Source organism: Streptomyces sp. NPDC041970, assembly GCF_055588985.1.
The window spans coordinates 120,836-143,164 of record NZ_JBVJCD010000004.1; the positions used below are offsets into that span (position 1 = coordinate 120,836).

The 22,329-nt window shown below is 73.7% G+C and carries 21 protein-coding genes; 20 read left to right on the forward strand and 1 reads right to left on the reverse strand.

The features are described from left to right. Positions 1-67: 67 nt before the first annotated feature. The 3 genes from ACZ6EJ_RS04105 (at position 68) to ACZ6EJ_RS04115 (ending at position 3,742) form a co-directional block, all read left to right on the forward strand. Positions 68-1,318 carry an MFS transporter gene (locus ACZ6EJ_RS04105; protein WP_469264409.1) on the forward strand — a complete coding sequence of 417 codons (1,251 nt, stop codon included), beginning with the start codon at positions 68-70 and terminating at the stop codon, positions 1,316-1,318. 438 nt (positions 1,319-1,756) lie between these two features. Next, complete coding sequence (locus ACZ6EJ_RS04110) at positions 1,757-2,983, forward strand: IS701 family transposase (protein ID WP_469264411.1); 1,227 nt, start codon at positions 1,757-1,759, stop codon at positions 2,981-2,983. A 60-nt stretch (positions 2,984-3,043) separates the two neighbouring features. After that, the gene (locus tag ACZ6EJ_RS04115; protein ID WP_469264412.1) at positions 3,044-3,742 is read left to right on the forward strand and encodes a response regulator transcription factor; all 699 of its coding nucleotides are present in this window, start codon (positions 3,044-3,046) and stop codon (positions 3,740-3,742) included. A 214-nt stretch (positions 3,743-3,956) separates the two neighbouring features. On the opposite strand, the gene ACZ6EJ_RS04120 is transcribed toward ACZ6EJ_RS04115, so the two are convergent. Beyond that, on the reverse strand, positions 3,957-4,709 hold the full coding sequence (locus ACZ6EJ_RS04120; protein ID WP_469264413.1) for a maleate cis-trans isomerase family protein: 753 nt from the start codon (positions 4,707-4,709) through the stop codon (positions 3,957-3,959). Between the two features lie 335 nt (positions 4,710-5,044). Between ACZ6EJ_RS04120 and ACZ6EJ_RS04125 the strand changes: the two genes are divergently transcribed. The 17 genes from ACZ6EJ_RS04125 to ACZ6EJ_RS04205 all read left to right on the forward strand — a co-directional run bounded on the left by ACZ6EJ_RS04125 (position 5,045) and on the right by ACZ6EJ_RS04205 (position 22,204). Then, entirely contained in the window at positions 5,045-6,202 is a 1,158-nt protein-coding gene (locus ACZ6EJ_RS04125; RefSeq protein WP_469264415.1) for an isopropylmalate synthase, read from the forward strand. 61 nt (positions 6,203-6,263) lie between these two features. Continuing rightward, positions 6,264-6,449: a lysine biosynthesis protein LysW gene (locus ACZ6EJ_RS04130; protein WP_469264417.1), complete on the forward strand. Its 186-nt coding sequence runs from the start codon at positions 6,264-6,266 to the stop codon at positions 6,447-6,449. A gap of 1 nt (position 6,450) precedes the next feature. Continuing rightward, entirely contained in the window at positions 6,451-7,305 is an 855-nt protein-coding gene (locus ACZ6EJ_RS04135) for an ATP-grasp domain-containing protein (RefSeq protein WP_469264419.1), read from the forward strand. Next, positions 7,302-8,357: an N-acetyl-gamma-glutamyl-phosphate reductase gene (gene argC, locus ACZ6EJ_RS04140; RefSeq protein WP_469264421.1), complete on the forward strand. Its 1,056-nt coding sequence runs from the start codon at positions 7,302-7,304 to the stop codon at positions 8,355-8,357. Before ACZ6EJ_RS04135 ends, argC begins: the two co-directional genes overlap by 4 nt. After that, positions 8,354-9,220 (forward strand): amino acid kinase family protein, encoded by an 867-nt coding sequence (locus ACZ6EJ_RS04145; protein ID WP_469264423.1) that lies wholly within the window; start codon positions 8,354-8,356, stop codon positions 9,218-9,220. The genes argC and ACZ6EJ_RS04145 overlap by 4 nt, the downstream gene beginning before the upstream one ends. After that, positions 9,217-9,780: a type 1 glutamine amidotransferase gene (locus ACZ6EJ_RS04150; protein ID WP_469264425.1), complete on the forward strand. Its 564-nt coding sequence runs from the start codon at positions 9,217-9,219 to the stop codon at positions 9,778-9,780. The genes ACZ6EJ_RS04145 and ACZ6EJ_RS04150 overlap by 4 nt, the downstream gene beginning before the upstream one ends. 86 nt (positions 9,781-9,866) lie before the next feature. Then, complete coding sequence (locus ACZ6EJ_RS04155; protein WP_469264427.1) at positions 9,867-10,982, forward strand: Glu/Leu/Phe/Val dehydrogenase dimerization domain-containing protein; 1,116 nt, start codon at positions 9,867-9,869, stop codon at positions 10,980-10,982. Next, complete coding sequence (locus ACZ6EJ_RS04160; protein ID WP_469264429.1) at positions 10,982-12,730, forward strand: AMP-binding protein; 1,749 nt, start codon at positions 10,982-10,984, stop codon at positions 12,728-12,730. Before ACZ6EJ_RS04155 ends, ACZ6EJ_RS04160 begins: the two co-directional genes overlap by 1 nt. A gap of 47 nt (positions 12,731-12,777) precedes the next feature. Beyond that, positions 12,778-14,073: a pyridoxal phosphate-dependent aminotransferase gene (locus tag ACZ6EJ_RS04165; protein WP_469264430.1), complete on the forward strand. Its 1,296-nt coding sequence runs from the start codon at positions 12,778-12,780 to the stop codon at positions 14,071-14,073. Between the two features lie 35 nt (positions 14,074-14,108). Beyond that, positions 14,109-15,083: a fumarylacetoacetate (FAA) hydrolase gene (locus ACZ6EJ_RS04170; RefSeq protein ID WP_469264431.1), complete on the forward strand. Its 975-nt coding sequence runs from the start codon at positions 14,109-14,111 to the stop codon at positions 15,081-15,083. A 124-nt stretch (positions 15,084-15,207) separates the two neighbouring features. Beyond that, positions 15,208-16,611, forward strand: a complete 1,404-nt coding sequence (locus ACZ6EJ_RS04175; protein WP_469264432.1) for an NtaA/DmoA family FMN-dependent monooxygenase — start codon at positions 15,208-15,210, stop codon at positions 16,609-16,611. Beyond that, positions 16,608-17,837 carry an LLM class flavin-dependent oxidoreductase gene (locus ACZ6EJ_RS04180; RefSeq protein ID WP_469264434.1) on the forward strand — a complete coding sequence of 410 codons (1,230 nt, stop codon included), beginning with the start codon at positions 16,608-16,610 and terminating at the stop codon, positions 17,835-17,837. The genes ACZ6EJ_RS04175 and ACZ6EJ_RS04180 overlap by 4 nt, the downstream gene beginning before the upstream one ends. 303 nt (positions 17,838-18,140) lie before the next feature. Then, positions 18,141-19,391 (forward strand): ATP-binding protein, encoded by a 1,251-nt coding sequence (locus ACZ6EJ_RS04185; RefSeq protein WP_469264435.1) that lies wholly within the window; start codon positions 18,141-18,143, stop codon positions 19,389-19,391. After that, entirely contained in the window at positions 19,388-19,792 is a 405-nt protein-coding gene (locus tag ACZ6EJ_RS04190; RefSeq protein WP_469264437.1) for a roadblock/LC7 domain-containing protein, read from the forward strand. Before ACZ6EJ_RS04185 ends, ACZ6EJ_RS04190 begins: the two co-directional genes overlap by 4 nt. Further along, positions 19,789-20,163: a DUF742 domain-containing protein gene (locus ACZ6EJ_RS04195; RefSeq protein WP_469264439.1), complete on the forward strand. Its 375-nt coding sequence runs from the start codon at positions 19,789-19,791 to the stop codon at positions 20,161-20,163. Before ACZ6EJ_RS04190 ends, ACZ6EJ_RS04195 begins: the two co-directional genes overlap by 4 nt. Then, positions 20,138-20,728 (forward strand): GTP-binding protein, encoded by a 591-nt coding sequence (locus tag ACZ6EJ_RS04200; RefSeq protein ID WP_469264441.1) that lies wholly within the window; start codon positions 20,138-20,140, stop codon positions 20,726-20,728. Before ACZ6EJ_RS04195 ends, ACZ6EJ_RS04200 begins: the two co-directional genes overlap by 26 nt. Positions 20,729-20,794: 66 nt before the next feature. Continuing rightward, positions 20,795-22,204, forward strand: a complete 1,410-nt coding sequence (locus ACZ6EJ_RS04205) for a cytochrome P450 family protein (protein WP_469264442.1) — start codon at positions 20,795-20,797, stop codon at positions 22,202-22,204. Positions 22,205-22,329: the final 125 nt, after the last annotated feature.

Consider the following 22,329-nt stretch of genomic DNA (forward strand, 5'->3'; position numbering starts at 1 on the left):
CACCGGTCAGGGGCCCCGTCCCTCCCGAGAACTCCCCGTCCCCTCCTGAGAACCTGGAGCACACCGCATGAGCACCGCACCCGACACGGCTCCCGCAGCCGCGGACGCCCCGGACGGCAAGGGCGGAGGCGGCGAGCAGCAGAAGCTCCCGATGCTCGCCCTGCTCGCCCTCGCCACCGCCGTCTTCATCACCAGCCTCACCGAGACCCTCCCCGCCGGTCTGCTGCCCGCGATGAGCCAGGACCTGCGGGTGAGCGAGTCCGCGACCGGTCAGACCGTGACGATCTACGCCATCGGCACCGCGCTCACCGCGATCCCGCTCACCGCGGCCACCGCGGGCTGGCGGCGCAAGCGGCTGCTGCTCACCGCCATGGCGGGCTTCGCCGTCGCCAACACGGTGACGGCCGTGTCGTCCGTGTACGAGCTGACGATGGTGGCGCGGTTCGTCGCCGGGGTCGCGGCCGGTCTGGCCTGGGCCCTGCTGGCGGGCTACGCGCGGCGCATGGCGCCCGTGCACCTCCAGGGCAAGGCGATGGCCATCTCCATGGCGGGCATCCCCGTCGCGCTCTCCCTCGGCGTCCCCGCCGGCACCTTCCTCGGCGAATGGCTCGGCTGGCGCGCGGCGTTCTGGGCCATGACCGTGCTCACCGTGGGGCTCCTGGGGTGGATCGCCGCCGCCGTGCCGGACTTCCCCGGCCAGAAGCGCGGGGAGCGGCCGAAGATCCTGCGGGCCCTGCGCGTTCCGGGCGTGGTCCCGGTCCTCTTCGTCACGCTGGTCTTCGTGCTGGCCCACACCATCCTCTACGCGTACATCGCCACGTACCTGGAGGACCTGGGCCTCGGCGACCACACCGGCCTGGTGCTCCTCGTCTTCGGCGCCGCGTCGCTGGCGAGCATCTGGATCGTCGGCGCGCAGATCAACCGCCGGCTGCGCGGCCTGACCGTCGCCGGGGCGCTGCTGGTGGCCCTGGCCGCCGGGCTCCTGGCCGTCCTCTCCGACACCACCGCGCTCGTCTACGTCGCCTCGGTGCTGTGGGGCCTGGGCTGGGGCGGGGTGCCCACCCTGCTCCAGACCGCCGTCGGCGACGCGGGCGGCGAGGCGGCCGACTCCGCCCAGGCGATGCTGGTGACGCTGTGGAACCTCGCGATGGCGGGCGGCGGCATCGTCGGCGGCATCCTGCTCGACGTCGTCGGCAGCGAGTCCTTCCCCTGGACGGTCCTGCTGCTCCTGCTCCCGGTGATCGCGGTCGTCCTGGCCGCCCGCCGGGCGGGCTTCCCCGCGCAGCGGCCGGTTGTCGCCGGTACGGATTCGGCCTGACGCGGCAGCGGTCGCGGGCGGGTCCGGCGCACGCCGCCGGACCCGTCCGCACCCCCCGGCCGCGTCCGCGTGAGCGCCCGTCGCGCTCCGGCCTCGGGTTCCTCCGTATCCGGCCGACGTGTCGGCGGCCGATCCGGCCGACTGACCGGCGGCCGGATCGGCTTCTCGACCATGGCCGGATCATGTTCATGTTTTATTGACACTTCACCGCTCGGGTTTGACAACGGTTTATTGCCTGGTCGCGCCCCTGCACACGGCGGAGGATGCGAGCGCGCGCCCCCCGCCGGGCCCCTGTTTCCGCAGCTCAGACGGCAACGTTCCAAAATTGCCCGGCAAGCCAGGGAATCGCCCCCCTGGACGGTATTTTCACTCGTACTTATGTGCCATGTATCCACTTGGGTTCGAGCGAAGACGAATATCGAGGGGGCGTAGCGTTACATGTCGACAAGTGAGGTGCGTGCGGCCGTACCGGGTGAGAACACGCGTGTGCAGCGGTTCATGGACGAGACCTTCCCGGCCTTCCAGCGCTCGGAGCAACGCCGCTGGGCCCAGGAGTACCTGTGGGGGCTGATTCACGCCTCGGGCAAGAAGACCCCGCGGCGGCTGGCGCTGGCCAGACCTCTCCCCTCGGCCGCGGCGCACGGGCTGCACCAGTTCATCAACGCCAGCCCGTGGGACTGGGAACCGGTGCGCCGGCGGCTCGCGCTGCGCGCCGCCGCGACCACGACGCCGCACGCCTGGACCGTCACCGAACTCATCATCCCCAAGCGCGGCGAGCACTCCGTGGGGGTGCACCAGCGCGTGGACGCGCGGACCGGGCGCACGGTCAACTGCCAGCGGGCACTGGGGCTGTTCCTGGTCACGGGCGCGCACTGCCTGCCGGTGGACTGGAGCCTCGTCCTCGACGGCGTGTGGGACTCGGACGCCGAGCGCCGGCAGCGGGCCCGCATCCCGGCGGAGCAGACCGGCCGCACCGCGGCCTCGTACGTGCTCGACTACGCCACCGGGGTGGCCGCCCAGGCCCCCCTGCGCTCCATCCCCTGGGTCCTCGACCTGACGCGCTGCGGCGAGTCCGCCGGGGTGCTCGCGGGGCTCGCCCGCCAACGGGTCGACGTGGTGTGCGAGGTCGCCCCGGAGCAGATGGTGCTCTCGGGCCGCGCACCGGCCGCGGGCGCCGTGAGCGCGCTGCGGGGGGACCGGCACGCCCGCCACACCCATGTGACGATCCGGCAGGCCGCGGCGGGCCGGGTCAGGGCCGTGCCGATCCACGCGTACACCGAGACCGTGCGACTGCCCGGTTCCGGCCACGAGGGCGACGGCCGCCCGTACCGCGTCCTGGAGCGGCCGGACCCGGACGGCCGGCAGCCGCCCCGGTACTGGATCACCTCGCTGACCGACCACCGGGTGGAGGAGATCCTGCGGCTCGCCCGTACCCGTGTGGCGACCCTTTCGGCCGTCGGCACCCTTCAGAAGCGTTTCGGCGTCCTCGACTTCGAGGGCCGTTCCTATCCCGGCTGGCACCGCCACATGACCATGGCCTCCGCCGCCTACGTCTACGAGAGCCTCTACCGCGGCCCCGACGCCGCCCGGCCGGAGCCCGGCGCCCCGTCGACCGCCCCCTCCGCCCTGCTCGCCGACGCCCACCTCACCGGCGCCCCGCTCTGATGGCCGGGGCGAGCAACCGCGTGGAGCCGAGGGGTCGAAGAGGAGCGGAGGAGCCGGGCGATGGGACACGTGAGACGGGTACTCGTGGTGGAACAGGACGCCGCCGCCGCGGCGGCCATGGTGGGCGATCTGCGGCGGCAGGGGTTCACCGCCCGCAGCGTCGCCACCGGGGAGCAGGCCCTGCGGCTGCACGCCGATGTCGACCTGGTGCTGTTCTGTCTGGAGCTGCCCGACATCGACGGACTGGAATTGTGCCGGTCCCTGCGGAACTACGGCGACACCCCGTTGATCGCCGTCGCATCGGCCGATGACGAACTGGAGCGGGTGCTCGCCCTGAACGCGGGCGCGGACGACTGCGTGGTGAAGAACTGGGGATTCAGGGAGGTCGCGGCCCGGATCGAGGCCGTACTGCGCCGGGCCCGGCCCCGCCAGTCGGTCCCGTCCGCCATTTCCCTGCGTCATCTCCATATCGACCCCCGCTTGCGGGAGGTGCGTTTGCGCGACCGGCTCGTCGGCGTCACGTCGAAGGAATTCGAATTGCTCTACGTCCTGGCGTCCTCCCCGGAAACGGTCGTGACCCGGAAGGAATTGATGGCCCGCGTCTGGGGCAGCAACTGGGGCCACACCAGCCGCACCATCGACACGCACGTGAGCAGTCTCCGCGCCAAACTCGGCTCCGCCGACTGGATCATCACGGTGCGGGGCATCGGCTACCGGATGGGCTACGCCTGGCGGATGCACGAGTCGTCCGCCGGCTGAGCCGCGCGCCGGTACGGGCCGCCGCGCCCGCCGGCGCGCGTACGGGGCGGGGCCCGCACGGGCGCCGGGGAGCGGTCGCGCTCCAGTGCCCGCTCCAGCGCCCCGCCGTACGCCCCGCCCCCACCCGCGCCGAACCAACGCGCCGACGCGCCCGGTCGCGCCCCCGTTCGCGCCGAACGCCCCGGCCGCGCCGCGCGCCGGTGTCACCGCGCGTTCACACCGGCGTGCGCTCCAGTCGCCGCAGCAGCGGGTGGTGCGCCTCGCCGGTCTCCCCCACCGCGCGCCGCGCCCACCAGGCCGACGCCAGGTTCGAGGTCAGCAGGGTGCGCTCCGGCTCCTGGCGGGCCAGCTCCGCCAGCGCCGCGAGCGTGCCCATGCCCGTGCCCGTGCACAGCAGCGCCGTGTCGGCGGGCAGCGGCCGCTCCCGTATGCGCTCCAGGATCGCCGCGGTCCGCACCGCGTACGGGTCGTAGTGCGCGTCGCCGTCCGCGCCCGCGTCCGCCGGGACGAGCACCACCCCGTCGACCGTGAGGCCGGCCCGCTCCCAGAAGGCGCGGGAGGTGTCGGTGAGCCACGGCTCGTAGGGGGAGACGAGCGTCAGGCGGGTCACTCCGAGCGCCTCGCACGCCGCCAGGATGGCCTGGGTGGAGGAGTGGACGGGCGTGCCGGCGCGCTCGGTCAGCTCCGCGCAGAAGGCCCGGTCGCCCCCCGGCCCCAGCAGGTAGTGCGACGCGCTGCACGCCACCACCACCGCGTCCAGGCGCATCGCGCCGAAGCTGCCGAGCAGCGCCGGCAGCACGTCGTTGTAGGTCTCCAGCATGGCCCGCAGCCCGAGTCCGGGCGTCACCGGGAAGCGGGAGGTGTACACGTTCGCCCCGGCGCCGAGGAGGTGGTTGAACTCGGGTTCCGCCGTCGGGTTCTCCGGCGGCACGACGACCCCCAACCGGGGCAGTGAGAAGAGATCCATGGCCGCACCGTAGGGCGCGACTCACGTCGGCGGCCCTTCTTCGCACACTATTTGGCACACGTCTCACCTCCGTCTTGCACTTCCTTTCCTTCGTCACACTCCCTGACGCTGCCTGACGCTTCTTGACATTTCCGCACAGAGCCCTGACACAGCCGATCTTGATCTCGCCGGGTGCGCGACGAAGGATATGGATCAACGCCCGGACCACGGCGACACCGCACATCCGCACTTCCCGAACGTGCCTTCACCGACCCTTTCGAGAACGCCGATCCCATCGGAAAAGCCGTCCCCTTGACGGGGAATGCCGATCCCTTCGGGAAAAAGGAGTGAACGTGATGACCGCAACAGACAGCCCGGAGAAACTGGAGAGGCCGCCCCGCATATCCGACGCGACGCTGCGGGACTCCGCGCACATGGCGGGCGTCGAGTTCGGGCCCGCCGACGCCGCCGTCATCGCGGACCTGCTGGTGCGCACGGGCGTCGAGCTGGTCGAGGTGGGCATGGTCTCCGGGCCGGACTCCAAGGACGCCGACCTGGTCCTGGCCACCCACGAGGCCGTGGGCCCCGAGCGCAGCATGACGCTGCTGGTCGTGCGCGACCGCCGCCAGGTCGCGCGGGCCCTCGACGAGGCCGAGCGGCTGGGCGTGCGCCACATCATGTACTCCATCCCCACCTCCGAGCAGCACGCCCGGCTGAAGCTCGACTCGGCCAGCCCCAAGTTCCTCCAGACCCTGGCGCGTTCCGCGATCACCCAGGCCAAGGAGCGCGGCTTCCACGTCACCTTCAGCGGCGAGGACGGCGCCCGCACCCCCAAGGAGCGGCTGGTCCCCTACGTCGCCGCGGGGTTCGAGGCGGGGGCCGACCGCTTCCGGCTCGCGGAGACCGTCGCGTACCTGTCGCCCTGGCAGATGGAGTCGGTGATCGGGGACCTGGTCGCGATCGACGGCTCCGAGATCGAGATCCACTCGCACAACATGCTCGGGATGGCCGTCGCCAACTCCCTCGCCGCCGTCCGCGCGGGCGCCCAGTGGATCTCGGCCACCGTCGGCGGCATCGGTGAGCGCGGCGGCAACGCCCCGCTGGCCGAGCTGCTCACCTCGCTGCGCGTCATCCACGGCGACACCCGGTTCGACCTGACCCACCTCACCGAGCTGTCCCGTGTCGCCCTGCGGGGCGCCGGCCTCGGCGACGCCTTCCAGTCCGGGCCGACGACGCCGCACGCGTTCGCGTACGAGCTGCCCGGCCAGCTCAGCCACCCGGAGGCGTACGAGACGCTGCCCGCCGAACTCGTCGGCAACAGCCGTGAGTTGCGCGTGCGCAGCCGGCTCACCACCGCCCTGGTCGCCTGGGCGCTCGCCGACTCGGGCCTGGAGGTGGACGTCGACGCCTTCACCCCGTGGCTGGCCGAGCTGCAGGAGCGCGAAGGGCGCCCGCTGCTGGACCGGGACGCGATCCGCAAGGCGGCCGTCGACTTCCGGCCCGTCCCGGCGTGAGCCGGACGGCGCCGGACCACCGCAAAGCCCCACTCCTCCCATCCCACCACCGGAGTTGATGATGTCCACCGCCACCCTGACCGGCGTATGCCCCGAGTGCGAGACCGACCTCACCGTGCCCCCCGTCACCGAGGGCGAGACGCTGTCCTGCCCCGAGTGCATCCTGACCCTCCGCGTCGAGGCCGTCGAGAACGGCCGGCTGACGCTGGAGATGGTCGAGGTGCAACTGCGCGACTGGGGCCAGTGAGATGGCCGCTCCCCGTCCCGTCGCCCTCGTCGCGGACCGCGTCGCCTGGGAGGAGCGCCTCCTCATCGAGGCGGCCCCGGCGTTCGGCCTGCGCATCGACTGGGTCAACGACGAGTCGCTCTCCCTCGGCCACCCAGACGCCCCGGCGATCAGGGGGTACGACACCCTGCTGATCCGCAGCCGCAGCTACACCCGCGGCGGGCTGATCGCCACGCTCTCCGAGGCGGCCGGCGTCCCCACGCTCAACACCGCACGCGCCATCCACGCCTGCGAGAACAAGGCCGCCCTGCGCGCCCTGCTGCACACCGCGGGCGTGCCGGTCCCCGACCACCGGCTCGTGCTCTCCCGCAAGGACTTCGACAAGGCGCTCGCCGACCTGCCGACGCCCCTCGTCCTCAAGCCCGTCTTCGGGGGCATGGGCAAGCGGGTCACGCTGATCCGGCACGCCGACACCGCCCACTCCGTGTACGACTACGTCGAGGACCTGGCCCACGCCTTCGAGCAGGCCAGCGTGGTCGAGCCCTACCTCGGCGGCAGCTCCGTGCGGTGCCTGGTCGTCGGGCGCGAGCTGATCGGCGCGGCGGAGTTCGAGAGCGGCGGGAGCGACTGGCGCAACAACGCCGCGCTCGGCAACAGGAACCGCCCGGTCGCGCACGACCCCGACGTCCTCAAGATCATCGACGGTGTGGTGGGTGCGCTCGGGCCCGGCATCTACGGGGTCGACCTCTTCGCCACCCCCGACGGCTACGTCGTCAACGAGGTCAACCACGCGCCGGGCTTCCGGGCGGTGGCCTCGGCCACCGGCGCGGACATCCCCTCGGCCATCGGCCGTTACGTGCAGGAGCTGCTCGCATGATCCGTGCAGGAGTCATCGGCGCCTCCGGGCTCGCCGGCGGCGATCTCATCCGCCTCATCACCCAGCACCCCGAACTGGAGCTGACCTTCCTCGGGGGCGCGTCCAACATCGGCCGCCGCCCCTCCGAACTCCACCCCGGCCTCCGCCTCGACCACGGCCTGACCGTGCAGCCGGTCACCGAGGACGTCGCCGACAAGGCCGACGTCTTCTTCCTGGCCACCCCGGCACCGGTCTCGGCCGACCTGGCCGCGCTGCTCGCGGACCGCGTCCCGGCGATCGTCGACCTCAGCGGCGCCTTCCGCATCCGCACGCCGGAGCTGCACGACCGCTGGTACCCGAAGGTCAGGCGCCGCGCCGACCTGGCGGACCGCTTCGTGTACGGCGTACCGGAGCTGCTCGGCGACCAGTTGGCCGACGCGGCGCTGATCTCGCTGCCCGGCTGCTACGCCACCGCGATCACGCTGGGCCTGGCCCCGCTCACCCTCGGCCTCGGGCTGAACCTGAAGACGGTGGTGGTGGACGGCAAGAGCGGGTCCAGCGGCGGCGGCCTCCAGTTGCGCACCTCCGACCTGCACCCCTTCCGGTCCGGGGCCATCGCCCCGTACTCCCCCACCGGGCACCGGCACGCCGCCGAGGTCGGGGACTTCCTGGAGCGGAGCAAGCCCGGCACGGTCGGCAACCTGACGATGTCGGCGTACGGCGTCTCGCACGTGCGCGGACTGCTCACCTCCTCCTACGTCTTCACCGACGACGAGGTCGACCAGCGCACGCTGACGCGGGCCTACCTGCGCTTCTACAAGGGGCGGCCGTTCGTCCGGGTGCGCCGGCACGACGAGACGCTGATCCCGGTGCCCGACCCGCAGGCGGTGCTCGGCTCCAACTTCGCCGACGTGACCGCCCTGCACGACGAGGAGGGCGGCCGGATCGTCGTGCTCGCCGCGCTCGACAACCTCGTCAAGGGGGCCGCGGGGCAGGCCGTGCAGGCGGCGAACCTGCGGTTCGGGCTGCCGGAGGAGACCGGGCTCGGGCAGCAGCCGGTGATGCCGGCATGAGCGCGCGGCAGCCCGTCCCCACGGTGGTCAAGCTCGGCGGGAGCTGCCTGGACGACCTCGACGGCGGCTGGTGGGACGACCTGGCCCGGCTCGGCCGGGACCGCCCGCTGGTCCTCGTGCACGGCTGGTCCAAGCCGCTCAAGCAGCTCAGCCCCCGCTACAGCGAGCCGTCGGCGGTCCTGCGCGACCGGTACGGCAACCAGAGCCGGTGGACCACGCCCGAGGTCATCACCGACATCAAGACCGTCAGCGCGGAGCTGGCCGAGGACGTCCTCGGGCGGCTCGGGAGCCGGGGCGTCACCGCCGAGCGCGTGCTCGGCAGCGACGGCCTGGTCAGCGCGGGCGAGGGCGAGCGCTGGTGGTGGCGGGAGAAGCAGCTCGTCGAGCTGGAGAACCTGGTCGGCCCGATCACCGGGGTCGATCCCGCGCCGCTGGCGAACCTCCGGGCCGGCCACGCCTGCCTGGTCACCCCGCTGGCCCGGAACGCGGCGGGCCGGGAGGTCAACACCGACGCCGACCGGGCCGCCGCGGCGATCGCCGGGGCCACCGGCGCCGCCGACCTGGTCCTGGTCACCGACGTCGGCCACCTCCTGATCGACGGGGAGCCGGTGCGCCGGATCAGCGCCGGGGAGGCCGCCGCCTTCCGCGACAAGGGCGCGAGGGGCGGGATGCGCAAGAAGCTGCGGGCCGCCGGCGAGGCCCTGGGCCACGGCGTGGAGCGGGTCGTCATCGGCAGCGCCGCCGTGTCCGAGCTGCTGGCCGGCCGCACCGGCACGCTCATCACCGCCGACCGCGCCGGAGCCGAGCCCGCCGCCGGACCCGAAGCCGATGCCGACGTACGAGTGTCTGGAGCGCCCGCATGACCCCCTCCCGTGTGCTGGTCGTCAACAACGGCACCCTGTCCCTCAAGCAACTGCGCGCCCGCTTCGAGGCGTTGGGCTCGGAGACCGACACGGTGGACGCCTCCTCCGTGCCCGCCCGGGTGGACGGCCGCTACCAGGCGATCGTGCTGAGCGGCACCAAGGTGCGCGCCTACGACAGCGCGTTCTACCGGCCGCTGATCGACCTCGTCACCACCACCGACGTCCCCGTCTTCGGCATCTGCGGCGGGATGCAGATCATCGCCGTCGCGGCCGGCGGCCGACTGGCCGAGGGCGAGCAGCGGGTGGGCGGCTACGAGGTGCAGGTGGACACCGAGGAGCCGCTGTTCACCTACGTGAAGCCGACGGTCACCGTCTTCCACCGGCACACGCTCTACCTCCAGGAGGCTCCGCCCGGCTACCGCTCCATCGGCCGCTCCGAGCACGCGCCCGTGGAGTTCCTGCGGTCGGACGACGGCCGCGTCCTGGGCTCCCAGGCGCACCTGGAGTTCCGCAAGGACGGCCTGGAGATCCTGCGGGGCTTCGCCCAGCTCTACCAGTGACCCGCCCCTCACCCGACGCCCGACGCCCGGCTCCCCTCGTCCCGAGTCCGGCGCGCCCCTTCACGCACCCACACAAGGAATCGGCCATGAGTGCTCTGGAAGTCCCGCAGGAACCCGCCTTCACCACCCACCTCCACGGCAGCGGCGGCGCCATCAAGGGCTGGGTGGTCGTCGACACGCTCGTCGACGGCCTGGCGATGGGCGGCACCCGGATGACCCCCGGTGTGACCGAGGAGGAGGTCGCGGGCCTGGCCCGCGACATGACCGAGAAGTTCACCCTGGCGGGCCTGCGCATCGGCGGCGCCAAGGCGGGCATCGTCGCCGACGGCGCCGACCGCGAGCAGACCTTCCGCACCTTCGGCCGCACGGTGAAGCCGCTGCTGCACGGCGGCATCCACCTCGGCATCGACATGGGCGTCACCCCCGCCGACCGGGCCGTCTTCTTCGCCGAGGCCGGGTACGACCCCCGCTACCGGCTGGGCGCCCCGGACATGCCGATCGACTGGCGCACCTACTACGAGCCGCTGATCGACGCCACCGGCCACGGCGTCGGGGTCGCCGCGCTCACCGCCCTGGAGGCGAGCGGCCGCACCGACCCGGCCCGTGTCGTGGTGCAGGGCTTCGGCGCGGTGGGCCGGGCGGTGGCGCGGTTCCTGGAGGACCGCGGGCACACCGTCGTGGGCGTCGCGGACGTCCAGGGCACGATCAGCGCCGACCGGCTGCCGGTGGCCGACCTGGTCGCCGTCACCGACGAGTTCGGGCGGATCGACCGGACGCGCCTGCCGCAGAACGTGACGCTCTCCGGTGAGCCGGACGCCTGGCTCGACGTCGACGCGGACATCCTGATCCTGGCGGCGCAGAAGTACGCGCTCACCGCCGAGAACACCCACCGGCTGCGCGCCGGCCTGGTGGTCGAGGGGGCCAACCTCGCCTCCAGCGCGGCGGCGAAGGAGAAGGTGGCGGCGTCGGGGGCGGCCCTGGTGCCGGGCGTCATCGCCAACATCGGCGGCGCCGCGTCGGCGGCCCTGGCCGTCACGCGGGTCGTCCCCTTCGACCTGCCCGCCGAGGCCCGCAAGGCGTGGGTCTTCGACTGGGTCGGCGACCGGGTCCGGCAGAACACCCGCGACCTGCTGGAGATCGCGGCCGCGCGGGCGGGCAACCCGCTGCCCGAGCTGCTCGCGGCCCGCCGGAAGGACCGCTGATGGCCGCGGCGGGCACGGAGACGGCCACGGCCCCCGAAGCGGGCGCGCCGGAGCACGACGCGGGGCGCCGGATCAGCCCGGAGCGCGCCGCCGAGTACCGCCGGCGGGGCTGGTGGCGGGACGAGACCTTCCTCGACGACCTGCACCGGCAGGCCCGGCTGCGCCCGCACCGGACGGCCATCGCGGGCCGGCGCGTCGCGGAGTCCCGTACCGACACGCTCGACTACGCCGAACTGGACCGGCTGACCGACCGGTTCGCCCTCGCCCTGCTCGATCTCGGCGTGCGGCGGGGCGACTTCGTCGCCGTCCAGCTCCCCAACCGGTGGGAGATGGTGCCGTTGATCTTCGCCACGCTGCGGATCGGCGCGGTGATCATCCCCATCTCGCCCATCTGCACGAAGGACGAGCTGCGCCACCGCCTCAGCCTCACCGGGGCCCGCGTGTGCGTGACGCTCCCCGCGTGGGCGGGGACGCCGCTGGCCCGGATCGTCACCGAGCTCCGGGACGAACTGCCGTCCCTGGAGCACGTGGTGGTGGTCGACGGCCCGGCCCCCGACGGCGCGCTCGACTTCCACGAGCACTTCGCGGCGCGGGAGCGGGAGGAGGCCGAGGGGGCCGCCGCCCGGCTGGACGGCCTGGCGCTCACGGCCGACGAGCCGTTCGTGGTCCTCTTCACCTCCGGCACCACCGGGCCCTCCAAGGGCGTCCTGCACAGCCAGAACACGGTCCACGCGGCGGTGCGCGGCTACGTCGACGCCTTCGGCGCGGGCGACGACTGGGTGGCGGCCGTCTCCACGCCGCTCGTCCACTACTCGGGGTTCGCGCAGGGCGTCCTGGCGGGCGTCATGCTCGGCGGCACCGTCGCCTTCCAGGACGTACGCCGCAACGAGGCGCTGCTGGACCTGGTCGAGCGGTACGGGGCCACCCTCCTGTACGGGCCGCCCGCCACCCTCGCCGACGTCGCCGCCTCGCAGCGCGCCGAGCGGCGGGACACCCGCACGCTGCGGCATGTGGTGATCGGCTCGGCGCCGGTCCTGGAGGAGCTGGCCGACGAGGTCCGGGCGACGCTCGGCGCACGCGCCCACTCCCTGTGGGGCATGTCCGAGAACGGGCCCGTGACCACGACCCGGCCCGAGGACCCGGAGGGCTGGGCCGCGCGGAGCAACGGCAGCGCCGTGCCCGGCATGGAGACCCGCATCGAGCCGTTCGGACCGCTCGCGTCCGGGGACGGCGGCTCCGGGGCGGACGGCGGCTCCCGCGTGGGCCGGCTCAAGGTGCGCGGCGCGTCGCTCGCGCTCGGGTACCACCGGCGGCCCGAGGCGTTCGCGGCGGAGCTGGACGCGGACGGCTGGTTCGACACCGGCGACCTCGCCCGCGACGACGGCCGGGGCGGCATCCGCATCATCGGCCGGGCCCGCGACGCGGTCGTGCGGGACGGGCGGGTGGCGCCGATGACGGAGCTGGAGGCGGTGATCGGCAGCCACCCCGAGGCCGTCGAGGCGGCCCTGGTCGGCCTGCCCGCACCGGACGGGGCCGGGGAGGCGCTCCTCGCCGTCGTGGTGCCGCGCGACGGCGGGCCGGGCCCGTCGCTCGCCGACGTCCGGGCCCGGATCACGGAGGCGGGCCACGACGCCCTCTTCCTCCCGGACCGGGTGGAGGCGGTCCCCGCCCTCCCGAAGACCCTGACCGGCAAGGTCCGCAAGGCGGAGCTGCGCGAGCGGTACGCCGGGACGGCCCCGACCCCCTGACCCGCACCCGCCCCTCCCCCTCGCCCCCGATCACTGGAGCCGCCGTCATGCCCGAACCGACACCGGTCGCCCTGTCGGCGACCCTCGCCGCCGACGAGGCCCTGGCCCGCAGACGCCGGGCCGGGGAGCGGGTCCTGTCGATGGCCTCCGGGGAGATCGGGCTGCCCGTCCTGCCCGCGCTCAGGGACCGGCTCGCCGCGGCGGCCGCCGAGAACGCGTACGGCTCCGTCGCCGGCAGCCCCGCCCTGCGCACCGCCGTCGCCGGGTACTGGGAGCGGCGCGCGCTGGGCGTCGACCCGGAGCTGGTGGTGGCCGGGCCGGGCAGCAAGGCGCTGCTGTTCGCGCTGCTCCTGGCCATCGGCGGCGACGTGGTCGTGCCGGTGCCGAGCTGGGTCAGCTACGCGGCGCAGGCCCGCCTCGCCGGGGCGCGGCCGGTCCCGGTGCCGATCCTGCCCGGCCAGGGCGGGGTGCCCGACCCGGACCGGCTGCGCGAGGCGGTCGCCGCCGCCCGCGCCGCCGGGCGCGACCCCCGCGCGGTCGTCGTGACGGTGCCGGACAACCCGACCGGCACGATCGCGTCGGCCGACACCGTGGGGCGGCTGGCGCGGGCGGCCCGCGAGCTGGACCTCGTCATCGTCTCCGACGAGATCTACCGCGACCTGGTGTACGACGCGTCCGCGCCGGACGTCTCCCCGGCCCTGCACGCGCCGGAGCGGACCGTCGTCACCACCGGGCTGACCAAGAGCCTGGCGCTGGGCGGCTGGCGCACGGGGGCGGCCCGGCTGCCCGACAGCGAGCTGGGGCACGCCCTGCGCACCCGGCTCGTGGCCGTCGCCAGCCAGATCTGGTCCAGCCCGCCGGCGCCCGTGCAGACGGCCGCCGCGTACGCCTTCGGGGAGCCGCCGGAGATCGCCGAGCGCGTCGCGGCGAGCCGGCGGCTGCACGAGAGGGTGGTGCGCGCGGTCGCCGCCCGCTTCACCGCCGCGGGCGCCCTGCTGGCCCCCGTCACGGCGACCAGCTACCTCTACCCGGACTTCGAGCCGCTGCGGGACCGGCTCGCGCGCACGCACGGCGTGTCGGACGGCGACGCGCTGGCCGGGCTGCTCTCGGAGCGCTACGGGGTCGGCGTGCTGCCCGCGAGCGCGTTCGGCGAGCCCGTCCGCCCCCTGCGCGTCCGGGCCGCGACCAGCCGGCTCTACGGCGACACCGAGGAGCACCGCACCGCCGCTCTGGAGGCGGCGGACCCGCTCGCCCTGCCGTGGGTCCGGGAGCAGGTCGACCGGATCGGCGAGGTCCTGGCCGACCTCACGGGCCGGAAGGCCCCCGCCCCCACTCCGTACTGACGAACGAACCCGCCCACCCCATCAAGGAGTCATCCGTGTCCCAGCCGTCCCAGCCCCACCTTCCCGTCCTGTTCGAGGCCCTGTACGAGGGGGAGCGCCACGTCGGCTTCGGCCTTCCGCAGCCCGGTGCGCGGCAGACCCTGTACCGGGCGGACGCCGGCCGGGTCGCGGCCGCCGTCATCGCCTCGGGCGGTTCGCCCGAGGCCCTGCGGGCCGCCCTCACCGAGGACGCCGACTCCGTCGTGACCACCGCCGGGGACCCGGAGCTGCGGCTGCTGCCGCCGCTGCTGCCGGAGGCCTCGGGCCAGGCCCTGCTGAGCGGTTTCATGGGCACGCACCAGAAGAAGTGGGGCGGTGAGTCGGCCCCGGAGGGCGGGGAGTTCGTGCCGCCCAAGTGGTTCTTCAAGGGGTTCGGCGACTGGGTGCGGCTGCCGGGCGAGCCGCTGAACGTGCCCGCGCGGCCGGTGGCGCTGATCGAGGAGCCGGAGATCGCCCTGGTCTACGTCAACGACGCCGACGGCACGCCCCACTACGCGGGCTACACCTTCGGCAACGACCTGTGCGACATCGGCCTGCACCGCAAGGACCCCGGCTACAACCCGTACTGCAAGCTGTGCGACACCGCCCTCGCCCCCTGGCTGTTCCTCGGCCCGCCGCCGCGCACGGTGACCGGACGCGTCACGATCGTGCGGGACGGCGTGACGGCGTGGGAGGGCGGCTTCGACTGCGGCGACGACGCCCTCTACTACCGGGTGGAGGAGATGGCGGACCACCTGTTCACCTTCCCGGCGGTGCGGCGGCCCGGCCTGGTCAACTACGTGCTCCTGGGCGCGGACGAGGCCAGCTTCCACGACGGGTTCCGGATCGCCGACGGCGACCGCATCGCCATCGACGTCAAGAGCCACGGCGTGGCCTTCGAGAACCAGGTGCGGTTCGTGTCCCCGCCCCCCTTCACCACCCCCGCCCCCGACCGGTCGCGGGACACGGGGGCTTCTGTCACCACGGCGTGAACTCCGCGTGAAACGGGGCCGGTCGACCTGTACGCGGGTCGACCGGCCCGTGCACTCTCTGAAGGCCACCCCGCCATCCCCCACCCCACTCCAGGCCCCCGGCTTCGCAGGAGGAGACCGCACCGTGCCCGCCACCGCCAGGAAACAGGTGCACCTCGCAGCGCAACTGCCGGGCATCCACAACGTGACCGTCTGGTCGGACCCCCGCTCCGAGAGCCAGATATCCATCGACTCCTTCATCCGTCTCGCGCAGACCGCCGAACGCGGCAAGTTCGACTTCTTCTTCCTCGCCGAGGGGCTGCGGCTGCGCGAGCACAAGGGGCGGATCTACGACCTGGACATCGCGGGGCGGCCGGAGAACCTGACGGTGCTCAGCGCCCTGGCCGCCGCCACCACCCGGCTCGGCCTGGCCGCCACGGTCAACGCCACCTTCAACGAGCCGTACGAGGTGGCGCGCCGGCTGGCCACCCTGGACCGGCTCAGCGGGGGACGGGCCGCGTGGAACGTGGTCACCAGCTACGACGCCTTCACCGGCGAGAACTTCCGCCGGGGCGGCTTCCTCCCGGAGGCCGACCGCTACAGCCGGGCCGCCGAGTTCCTCACCGCGGCCCGCACCCTGTGGGAGAGCTGGGCCGAGGACGACCTGCGGGCCGACGCGGCGACGGGCGAGTTCGTCCGGGCCGGGGCCGGCGCCTTCGCCCACGAGGGCCGGCACTTCTCCATCTCCGGCCGGTTCACCACCCCGTCCGGTCCGCAGGGCCACCCGGTGGTCATCCAGTCGGGCGAGTCCGACGCGGGCCGCGAGTTCGCCGCGTCCGACGCCGAGGTCATCTTCAGCAAGCACAACCAGATCGACGCGGCCCGCGCCTTCTACCAGGACGTGAAGCGGCGCCTGGCCCGCTACGGGCGGAGCCCCGGCGACCTGCTGATCCTCCCCACCGCCAACGCGGTCGTCGCCGACACCGACGAGGAGGCCGCCGCGTACGCGGCGGAGATCAGCCGCGAGCTGGTGAGCCCGCAGACCGCGATCGCCCACCTGGAGGCGGTGTGGGGGCGCGACCTGTCGGCGTACGACCCGGACGGGCCGCTGCCCGACGTCGAGCCCGAGGACGACGCCCACTTCCTGAAGGGGCACTCCGTCTTCCGCAAGGACCGGGCGGCGACGGCGCGGCGGTGGCGCGCGCTCGCCGAGGAGCGGAAGCTGTCGATCCGGGAGCTGGTGATCGAGATCGGCGGCCGCCAGACGTTCGTCGGCAGCCCGCGCACGGTCGCCGACGCCATCGACCACTTCGTCCAGACCGACGGCGCCGACGGCTTCGTCCTCGTCCCCCACCTCACCCCCGGCGGCCTGGACGACGTGGTGGAGCGGGTGGTCCCGCTGCTCCAGGAGAAGGGCGTGCACCGCGAGGAGTACACGGGCACGACGCTCCGGCACCACCTGGGCCTGGCCGACGCGCCCCGCCCGGCCGCCTGGTCCGCACGCCGCGACCGCCCGGCCCCCCGCCCCGAGAAGGAGACCTCCGCATGACCGGCACCTCCCGCGCCCCCGGCGGACCGCTGCACCTCGCCGTCGCCCTCGACGGGGCGGGCTGGCACCCGGCGGCCTGGCGCGCCGAGGGAGCCCGGCCCGGCGAGCTGCTGACCGCCGCCTACTGGGCCGACCTGGTCGCCGAGGCCGAGCGGGGCCTGCTCGACTTCGTCACCCTGGAGGACGCCCTCGGGCTCCAGTCCGCCGCCTTCCACCGGCCCGACGACCGCACCGACCAGGTCCGGGGCAGCGTGGACGCGGTGCTGCTGGCGGCGTACCTGGCCCCGCTCACCCACCGCATCGGCCTGGTGCCGACCGCGAACGTCACCCACACCGAGCCGTTCCACGTGGCCATCGGGATCGCCACGCTCGACCACGCGAGCCGGGGCCGGGCCGGCTGGCGGCCGCAGATAGCCTCCCGCGCGGCCGACGCCGCCCACTTCGGCCGCCGCACCACCCCCCAGCTCACCGAGGACGACGTCACCGACCCGGAACTGATCGCCAAGCGGCTGCGCGGCCTCTTCGCGGAGGGCGCGGAGGCGGTCGAGGCGGTGCGGCTGCTCTGGGACAGTTGGGAGGACGACGCGGAGATACGGGACGCGGCCACCGGCCGCTTCCTGGACCGCGACAAGGTCCACCACATCGACTTCCGGGGGACGGACTTCAGCGTCAAGGGCCCCTCGACCACCCCGCGTTCCCCCCAGGGCCAGCCGCTGGTGGTGAGCCTCGCGCACGCCTCGACCCCGTACGAGTTCGCGGCCGCCGCCTCCGACCTCGTCTGCGTCACCCCGCACGACCGCGAGGGCGTCGAGGCGATCCTGGCGCAGGTCGGGGCGGCGGTGGAGGGCGCGGGCCGGGACGTGGCGGAGCGGCCGCTGCGCACCTTCGCCGACCTCCTGGTCTTCCTGGACGAGGAGCCGGGGGCGGCGGCCCGGCGCAGGGCGGAGCTGGACGAGCTGGCCGGGGCGGCCCTCGCCTCCGACGCGGAGATCTTCGCCGGCACCCCCGGCGAGCTGGCCGACCTGCTGCTCGACTGGCGGGAGGCGGGGCTGGACGGCTTCCGGCTGCGGCCGGGCGCCCTGCCGCACGACCTCACCGCGATCACCCGGAGCCTGGTGCCGGAGCTGCGGCGGCGCGGGGTGTTCCGTACCGCGTACACGGCCTCGTCCCTGCGCGGGCATCTGGGCCTGGCGCGGCCCGCGAGCCGGTACGCGACGGCCGGCTGAGCCTCCTCCCGTCCCGCCGGGGCCGGAGCACTGTCCTCCATGTCACCGGGATGTGAACGTTTCGCGTCGAGTGGCAACTGGCGTGGCCGTCTTGACATTTCACCGCGCGGCCAGTGATAAGATCATCTTACTTCCAGTGGGCTGATGGCGTATGGGGGCATTCCGGGAGGAATGAATTCCTCGGCCCCACCTTCGGAGGGGCACCTTTCGGAGCGGCGCACGGTCTTGGCCCACCAGCCCTGGTCGCGTGCCGCCTGACGGGGTGTCAAGCCGTTTCCAGCCATGGCACTTGAAGTGAGTCTCATGACATTTTCGCAGGGCCCCCTCATCTGGGCGCTGGCTGTCGTAGCACTGGTCGCCGTGGGTGCCGTCCTGCGGGCTCGCGCGACCAACGTCAAACTGCGCAGACAGAACACGGAGCTGCGCGGCGAACGCGACGAACTGCTGCGTCAGCGCGACGAACTGCACGTCGTCCACAACGGGATGCTCCAGCGCCAGGCCTCCGAGCTGGCCGAGGTGCGCAAGGACGCCGAGGAGGAGACGAAGGCGGTCCTCAAGGCCGCCGTCCGCACCCTCCAGGGCCTCGCCGACGAGCAGCAGGTCGTGATCGAGAAGGCCCAGCGCAAGTACGGCGACGACCCCGGCATCCTCGCCGACCTGATGGCCGTCGACCACGCCAACAGCCAGTTCGGCCGGCGCGCCCAGGGCATCGCCGTCCTCTGCGGCGGCTGGCTCGGCCGGCGCGAGACCGTGGCCTCCGTCTTCGACGTGGCCCGCAGCGCCCAGGGCCGCATCCGCCACTTCGACCGGGTCCGCGTCAACGGCCAGGTCAACTTCTCCGTCGTCAGCAGGGCGGTGGAGCCCGTCGCCGTGGTCCTCGCCGAACTGCTCGCCAACGCGACGAACTACTCCGCGCCGGGCACCCCGGTGGAGATCAACATCCAAGCCGTGCCGTCGGGCGTCTGCCTCATCGTCGACGACGCCGGCCTCGGCATGGGCCAGGAGGAGAAGGACCGCGCAGCGGCCCTCCTCTCCCCCCAGGCGGCGATCAGCGTCTCCAGCCTGGGCATACCGCCGCAGTTCGGGTTCGCCGTCTCCGGGATGCTCGCCGCCCGCTACGGCTTCCGGGTCTCGGTGGACTCCGTTTCCCCCTATGGAGGCGTACGCGCGGTGGTGCTCATCCCCGACGAACTGCTCACCACCGAGGCGCCGCCGTCCGCCCCGGCCCCCGCCGAGGCGCCCGAGGCGTACGGGCACCAGCAGCAGGTCCGCCCGCCGGACCCGCGCCCCGCCCCCGCCCCCGCCCCGGCCCCCACACCGCTCTTCCCGCCCACCCCCCAGCCGGACACCGCCACCCAGCAGCTCCCCCAGATCACCACCACCGCCGGGGGGCTGCCGAAGCGTCGTCGCAAGAGCCCGGTCTCGGCGGTGCCCTCGGTCGAGCCGCAGCCCGTACGCAGCAACGAGGAGACCGCCTCGCGGCTGGGCGCGTTCCAGCGCGGTACCCGGTCCGGGCGGGACACGACGACGACGGAAGGACCCGAGTTCCAGTGAACCCCGACCTCACCTGGGTGCTCAACGATGTGCTCCAGGTACCCGGCGCCCGGCACGCGATCCTGGTGTCCGCCGACGGCCTTCTGCTCGCCAACTCCAGCGAGATCGGCCGGGACGACGCCGAGACCGTCGCCGCGGCCATGAGCTCCATGCAGTCCCTCAGCCGGGCGGTCGCCCCCTTCATCGGGACCCGCGAGCCCGGCCGCTGGCGGCAGACGCTCCTCGAGTACGACGACGGCTGGATCTTCCTGATCGCCGCGGGCAGCGGCGCCTACCTGGCGGCGACCGCGGCCGCCGACGTGGACATGGAGGCGATGTCCTTCCGGATGCAGCAGCAGGTCACCGCACTGGGGAAGGCGATGACCACGCCCCCCCGCCGACACGCGGACAGCGAGATATGACCGCGCCGGGCGAGGAGCAGCAGGTCAGCAGCGGGTTCGTCCGGTCCTACGTCATCACCGGGGGACGGGGGCTGCCCGACGCGGAGGACCTCTCCCTCGTCACGCTGGTCACCCTCGCCCCCGAGAGCCAGCCTCCGCCGAACCCGAGCCCCGAGGTGAAGGCGATCTGGGAGCTGTGCTCCGGCGGCTACCTGTCGGTGGCCGAGGTCGCCGGCCACCTCGGCCTGCCCGTGGGAGTGGCCCGTCTGCTGCTCCAGGATTTAAGCCACCAGGGACACCTGCTGCGCCGCAAGGCGCCGCCGCCGGCCCAGCTCGTTGACAGGAAGATCCTCGAAGAGGTGTTGCATGGACTCCAGGTCCGGTTCGGCTGAGAACATCTACGTGCCGGACGCGGTGCGGCGCGCGGCGAAGATCCTCGTCGTCGGGCACTTCGCCGTGGGCAAGACCACGCTGATCGGCACCCTCTCCGAGATCAAGCCGCTGCGCACCGAGGAGCGGATGACCCAGGCGTCGGCGCACATCGACGACCTGCGCGGCGCGCCCGACAAGACGACGACGACCGTCGCCCTGGACTTCGGACGGCTCACGCTCAGCGACGAGCTGGTGCTGTACCTGTTCGGGACGCCGGGGCAGCAGCGGTTCGTCGAGCTGTGGGAGGACATGGCGCGCGGCTCGCTGGGCGCCCTGCTCCTGGTCGACCCGGCGCGGCTCGCCGACACCTTCCCCGTCATCGACCTGGTCGAGACGTACGGGCTGGAGTACGCGGTCGCGGTCAACAGCTTCGACCCGTACTCCCGCCACGCCGAGGACGAGCTGCGCGAAGCGCTCGACCTGCTGCCGGACACCCCGGTCGTCTACTGCGACGCACGCGACCAGAAGTCCTCCGCGCAGGCCCTGATCACCCTGGTCCGCCACCTGCTGGCGCACGTGGCCTGACGCACCCCCCCACGTATCCCCAAGCCGGGGCCGACCGGGCCCCGCGATCACACCGAGGAAGCCGACATGGACCCGTCGCCGGGAGCCACCCCGTACAACGCCCCCGCCGGGTGCCCCATGCACCAGCAGCAGACGTCGTTGTACGGCCCCGAGTTCGCCGCCGATCCGCACCGCGCCTACGACGCCTTCCGGGCCCACGGCCCCGCGGCCCCCATCGAGCTGGCCCCCGGCGTGGAGGCCACGCTGATCGTGCAGCACGAGGCGGCGCTGCGGGTCCTCCAGAACCCCTCGCTGTTCGCCCGCGACGCGCGGCGCTGGGCCGCGCTGCGCGAGGGCGCCGTACCGCTGGACAGCCCGGTGCTGCCGATGATGGTGTACCGGCCCAACTGCCTGTTCACCGACGGCGCGGAGCACCTGCGGCTGCGCAAGGCGGTCACCGAGTCCCTGGCCCGGCTCAACAGCAGCCGGCTGAGCCGGGACGTCGAGCGGATCGCCGACTACCTGATCGACCAGTTCATCGAGCGCGGCACCGCCGACCTGCTCAACGAGTACGCCAAGCTGCTGCCGCTGCTGCTGTTCAACCAGCTCTTCGGCTGCCCCGGCGACATCGGCGACCGGCTGACCCGCTCCATGTCGGCCATCTTCGACGGCGAGGACGTGCTGCGCGCCAACGCCGACCTGACGGAGTGCCTGATGGAGCTGGTCGCGCTCAAGCGCCGCCAGCCCGGCGAGGACATCACCTCCTGGCTCATCCAGCACCCGGCGGGGCTGCGGGACGAGGAGCTGAAGGACCAGTTGGTGATGCTGATGGGCGCGGGCGTCGAGCCGGAGCGCAACCTGATCGCCAACGCGCTGCTCCTGATGCTCGCCGGCGACCAGCCGGGCGGGCCCGAGCGGCGCGGTTCGGGGATGCTCGTCGAGGACGCGCTCGACGACGTCCTGTGGAACAACCCGCCGATCGCCAACTACGCCACGCACTACCCGGTCCAGGACATCGAGCTGGACGGGGTGACCCTGCGCGCGGACACCCCCGTGCTGATCAGCTTCGCCGCCGCGAACAGCGATCCGGGGCTCACCGACGCCCGCCACACCCTCAGCAAGGGGGCGCACCTGGCGTGGGGCGCCGGGCCGCACGTGTGCCCGGCCAAGTCGCCCGCGACGCTGATCGCGCTCACCGCGATCGAGAAGATCCTCAACACCGTCCCGGACCTCGCGCTCGCCGTGCCGCCCACCGGCGTGGCCTGGCGGCCCGGCCCCTTCCACCGGGCCCTGGTCGCCCTGCCCGTGCGGTTCACCCCGACGGCTGCGCGGCGGGCCTCGACCGGGGCGCAGCCCCCGGCGCAGGGCTCGGCCCAGTTGCCGGACCCGTACCGGAACGCGTCCGCGCCCGCCGCGCCCGCGGGCCGTCACGCTGCGGAGCCGGGCAAGAAGCCCAAGGGCTGGTGGAGTTCGTTCCTCGACGTCTTTCGCGTATGACCCACCGGGTGACAATTCGCGGGTGAGAACGGGCATTCGTCACGAATGCATGTGACGGGGGCAACAGAGATCGACGCTTGACGTGGACATTGGCAGGGGTAGGTTCTGGGCGGTAACCACGGGCC

Coding starts and splice junctions, on each gene's coding strand:
- ACZ6EJ_RS04105 (WP_469264409.1), top strand. CDS start 68: ATGAGCACCGCACCCGACACGGCTCCCGCAGCCGCGGACGCCCCGGAC.
- ACZ6EJ_RS04110 (WP_469264411.1), top strand. CDS start 1,757: ATGTCGACAAGTGAGGTGCGTGCGGCCGTACCGGGTGAGAACACGCGT.
- ACZ6EJ_RS04115 (WP_469264412.1), top strand. CDS start 3,044: ATGGGACACGTGAGACGGGTACTCGTGGTGGAACAGGACGCCGCCGCC.
- ACZ6EJ_RS04120 (WP_469264413.1), bottom strand. CDS start 4,709: ATGGATCTCTTCTCACTGCCCCGGTTGGGGGTCGTCGTGCCGCCGGAG.
- ACZ6EJ_RS04125 (WP_469264415.1), top strand. CDS start 5,045: ATGACCGCAACAGACAGCCCGGAGAAACTGGAGAGGCCGCCCCGCATA.
- ACZ6EJ_RS04130 (WP_469264417.1), top strand. CDS start 6,264: ATGTCCACCGCCACCCTGACCGGCGTATGCCCCGAGTGCGAGACCGAC.
- ACZ6EJ_RS04135 (WP_469264419.1), top strand. CDS start 6,451: ATGGCCGCTCCCCGTCCCGTCGCCCTCGTCGCGGACCGCGTCGCCTGG.
- argC (WP_469264421.1), top strand. CDS start 7,302: ATGATCCGTGCAGGAGTCATCGGCGCCTCCGGGCTCGCCGGCGGCGAT.
- ACZ6EJ_RS04145 (WP_469264423.1), top strand. CDS start 8,354: ATGAGCGCGCGGCAGCCCGTCCCCACGGTGGTCAAGCTCGGCGGGAGC.
- ACZ6EJ_RS04150 (WP_469264425.1), top strand. CDS start 9,217: ATGACCCCCTCCCGTGTGCTGGTCGTCAACAACGGCACCCTGTCCCTC.
- ACZ6EJ_RS04155 (WP_469264427.1), top strand. CDS start 9,867: ATGAGTGCTCTGGAAGTCCCGCAGGAACCCGCCTTCACCACCCACCTC.
- ACZ6EJ_RS04160 (WP_469264429.1), top strand. CDS start 10,982: ATGGCCGCGGCGGGCACGGAGACGGCCACGGCCCCCGAAGCGGGCGCG.
- ACZ6EJ_RS04165 (WP_469264430.1), top strand. CDS start 12,778: ATGCCCGAACCGACACCGGTCGCCCTGTCGGCGACCCTCGCCGCCGAC.
- ACZ6EJ_RS04180 (WP_469264434.1), top strand. CDS start 16,608: ATGACCGGCACCTCCCGCGCCCCCGGCGGACCGCTGCACCTCGCCGTC.
- ACZ6EJ_RS04185 (WP_469264435.1), top strand. CDS start 18,141: ATGACATTTTCGCAGGGCCCCCTCATCTGGGCGCTGGCTGTCGTAGCA.
- ACZ6EJ_RS04195 (WP_469264439.1), top strand. CDS start 19,789: ATGACCGCGCCGGGCGAGGAGCAGCAGGTCAGCAGCGGGTTCGTCCGG.
- ACZ6EJ_RS04200 (WP_469264441.1), top strand. CDS start 20,138: ATGGACTCCAGGTCCGGTTCGGCTGAGAACATCTACGTGCCGGACGCG.
- ACZ6EJ_RS04205 (WP_469264442.1), top strand. CDS start 20,795: ATGGACCCGTCGCCGGGAGCCACCCCGTACAACGCCCCCGCCGGGTGC.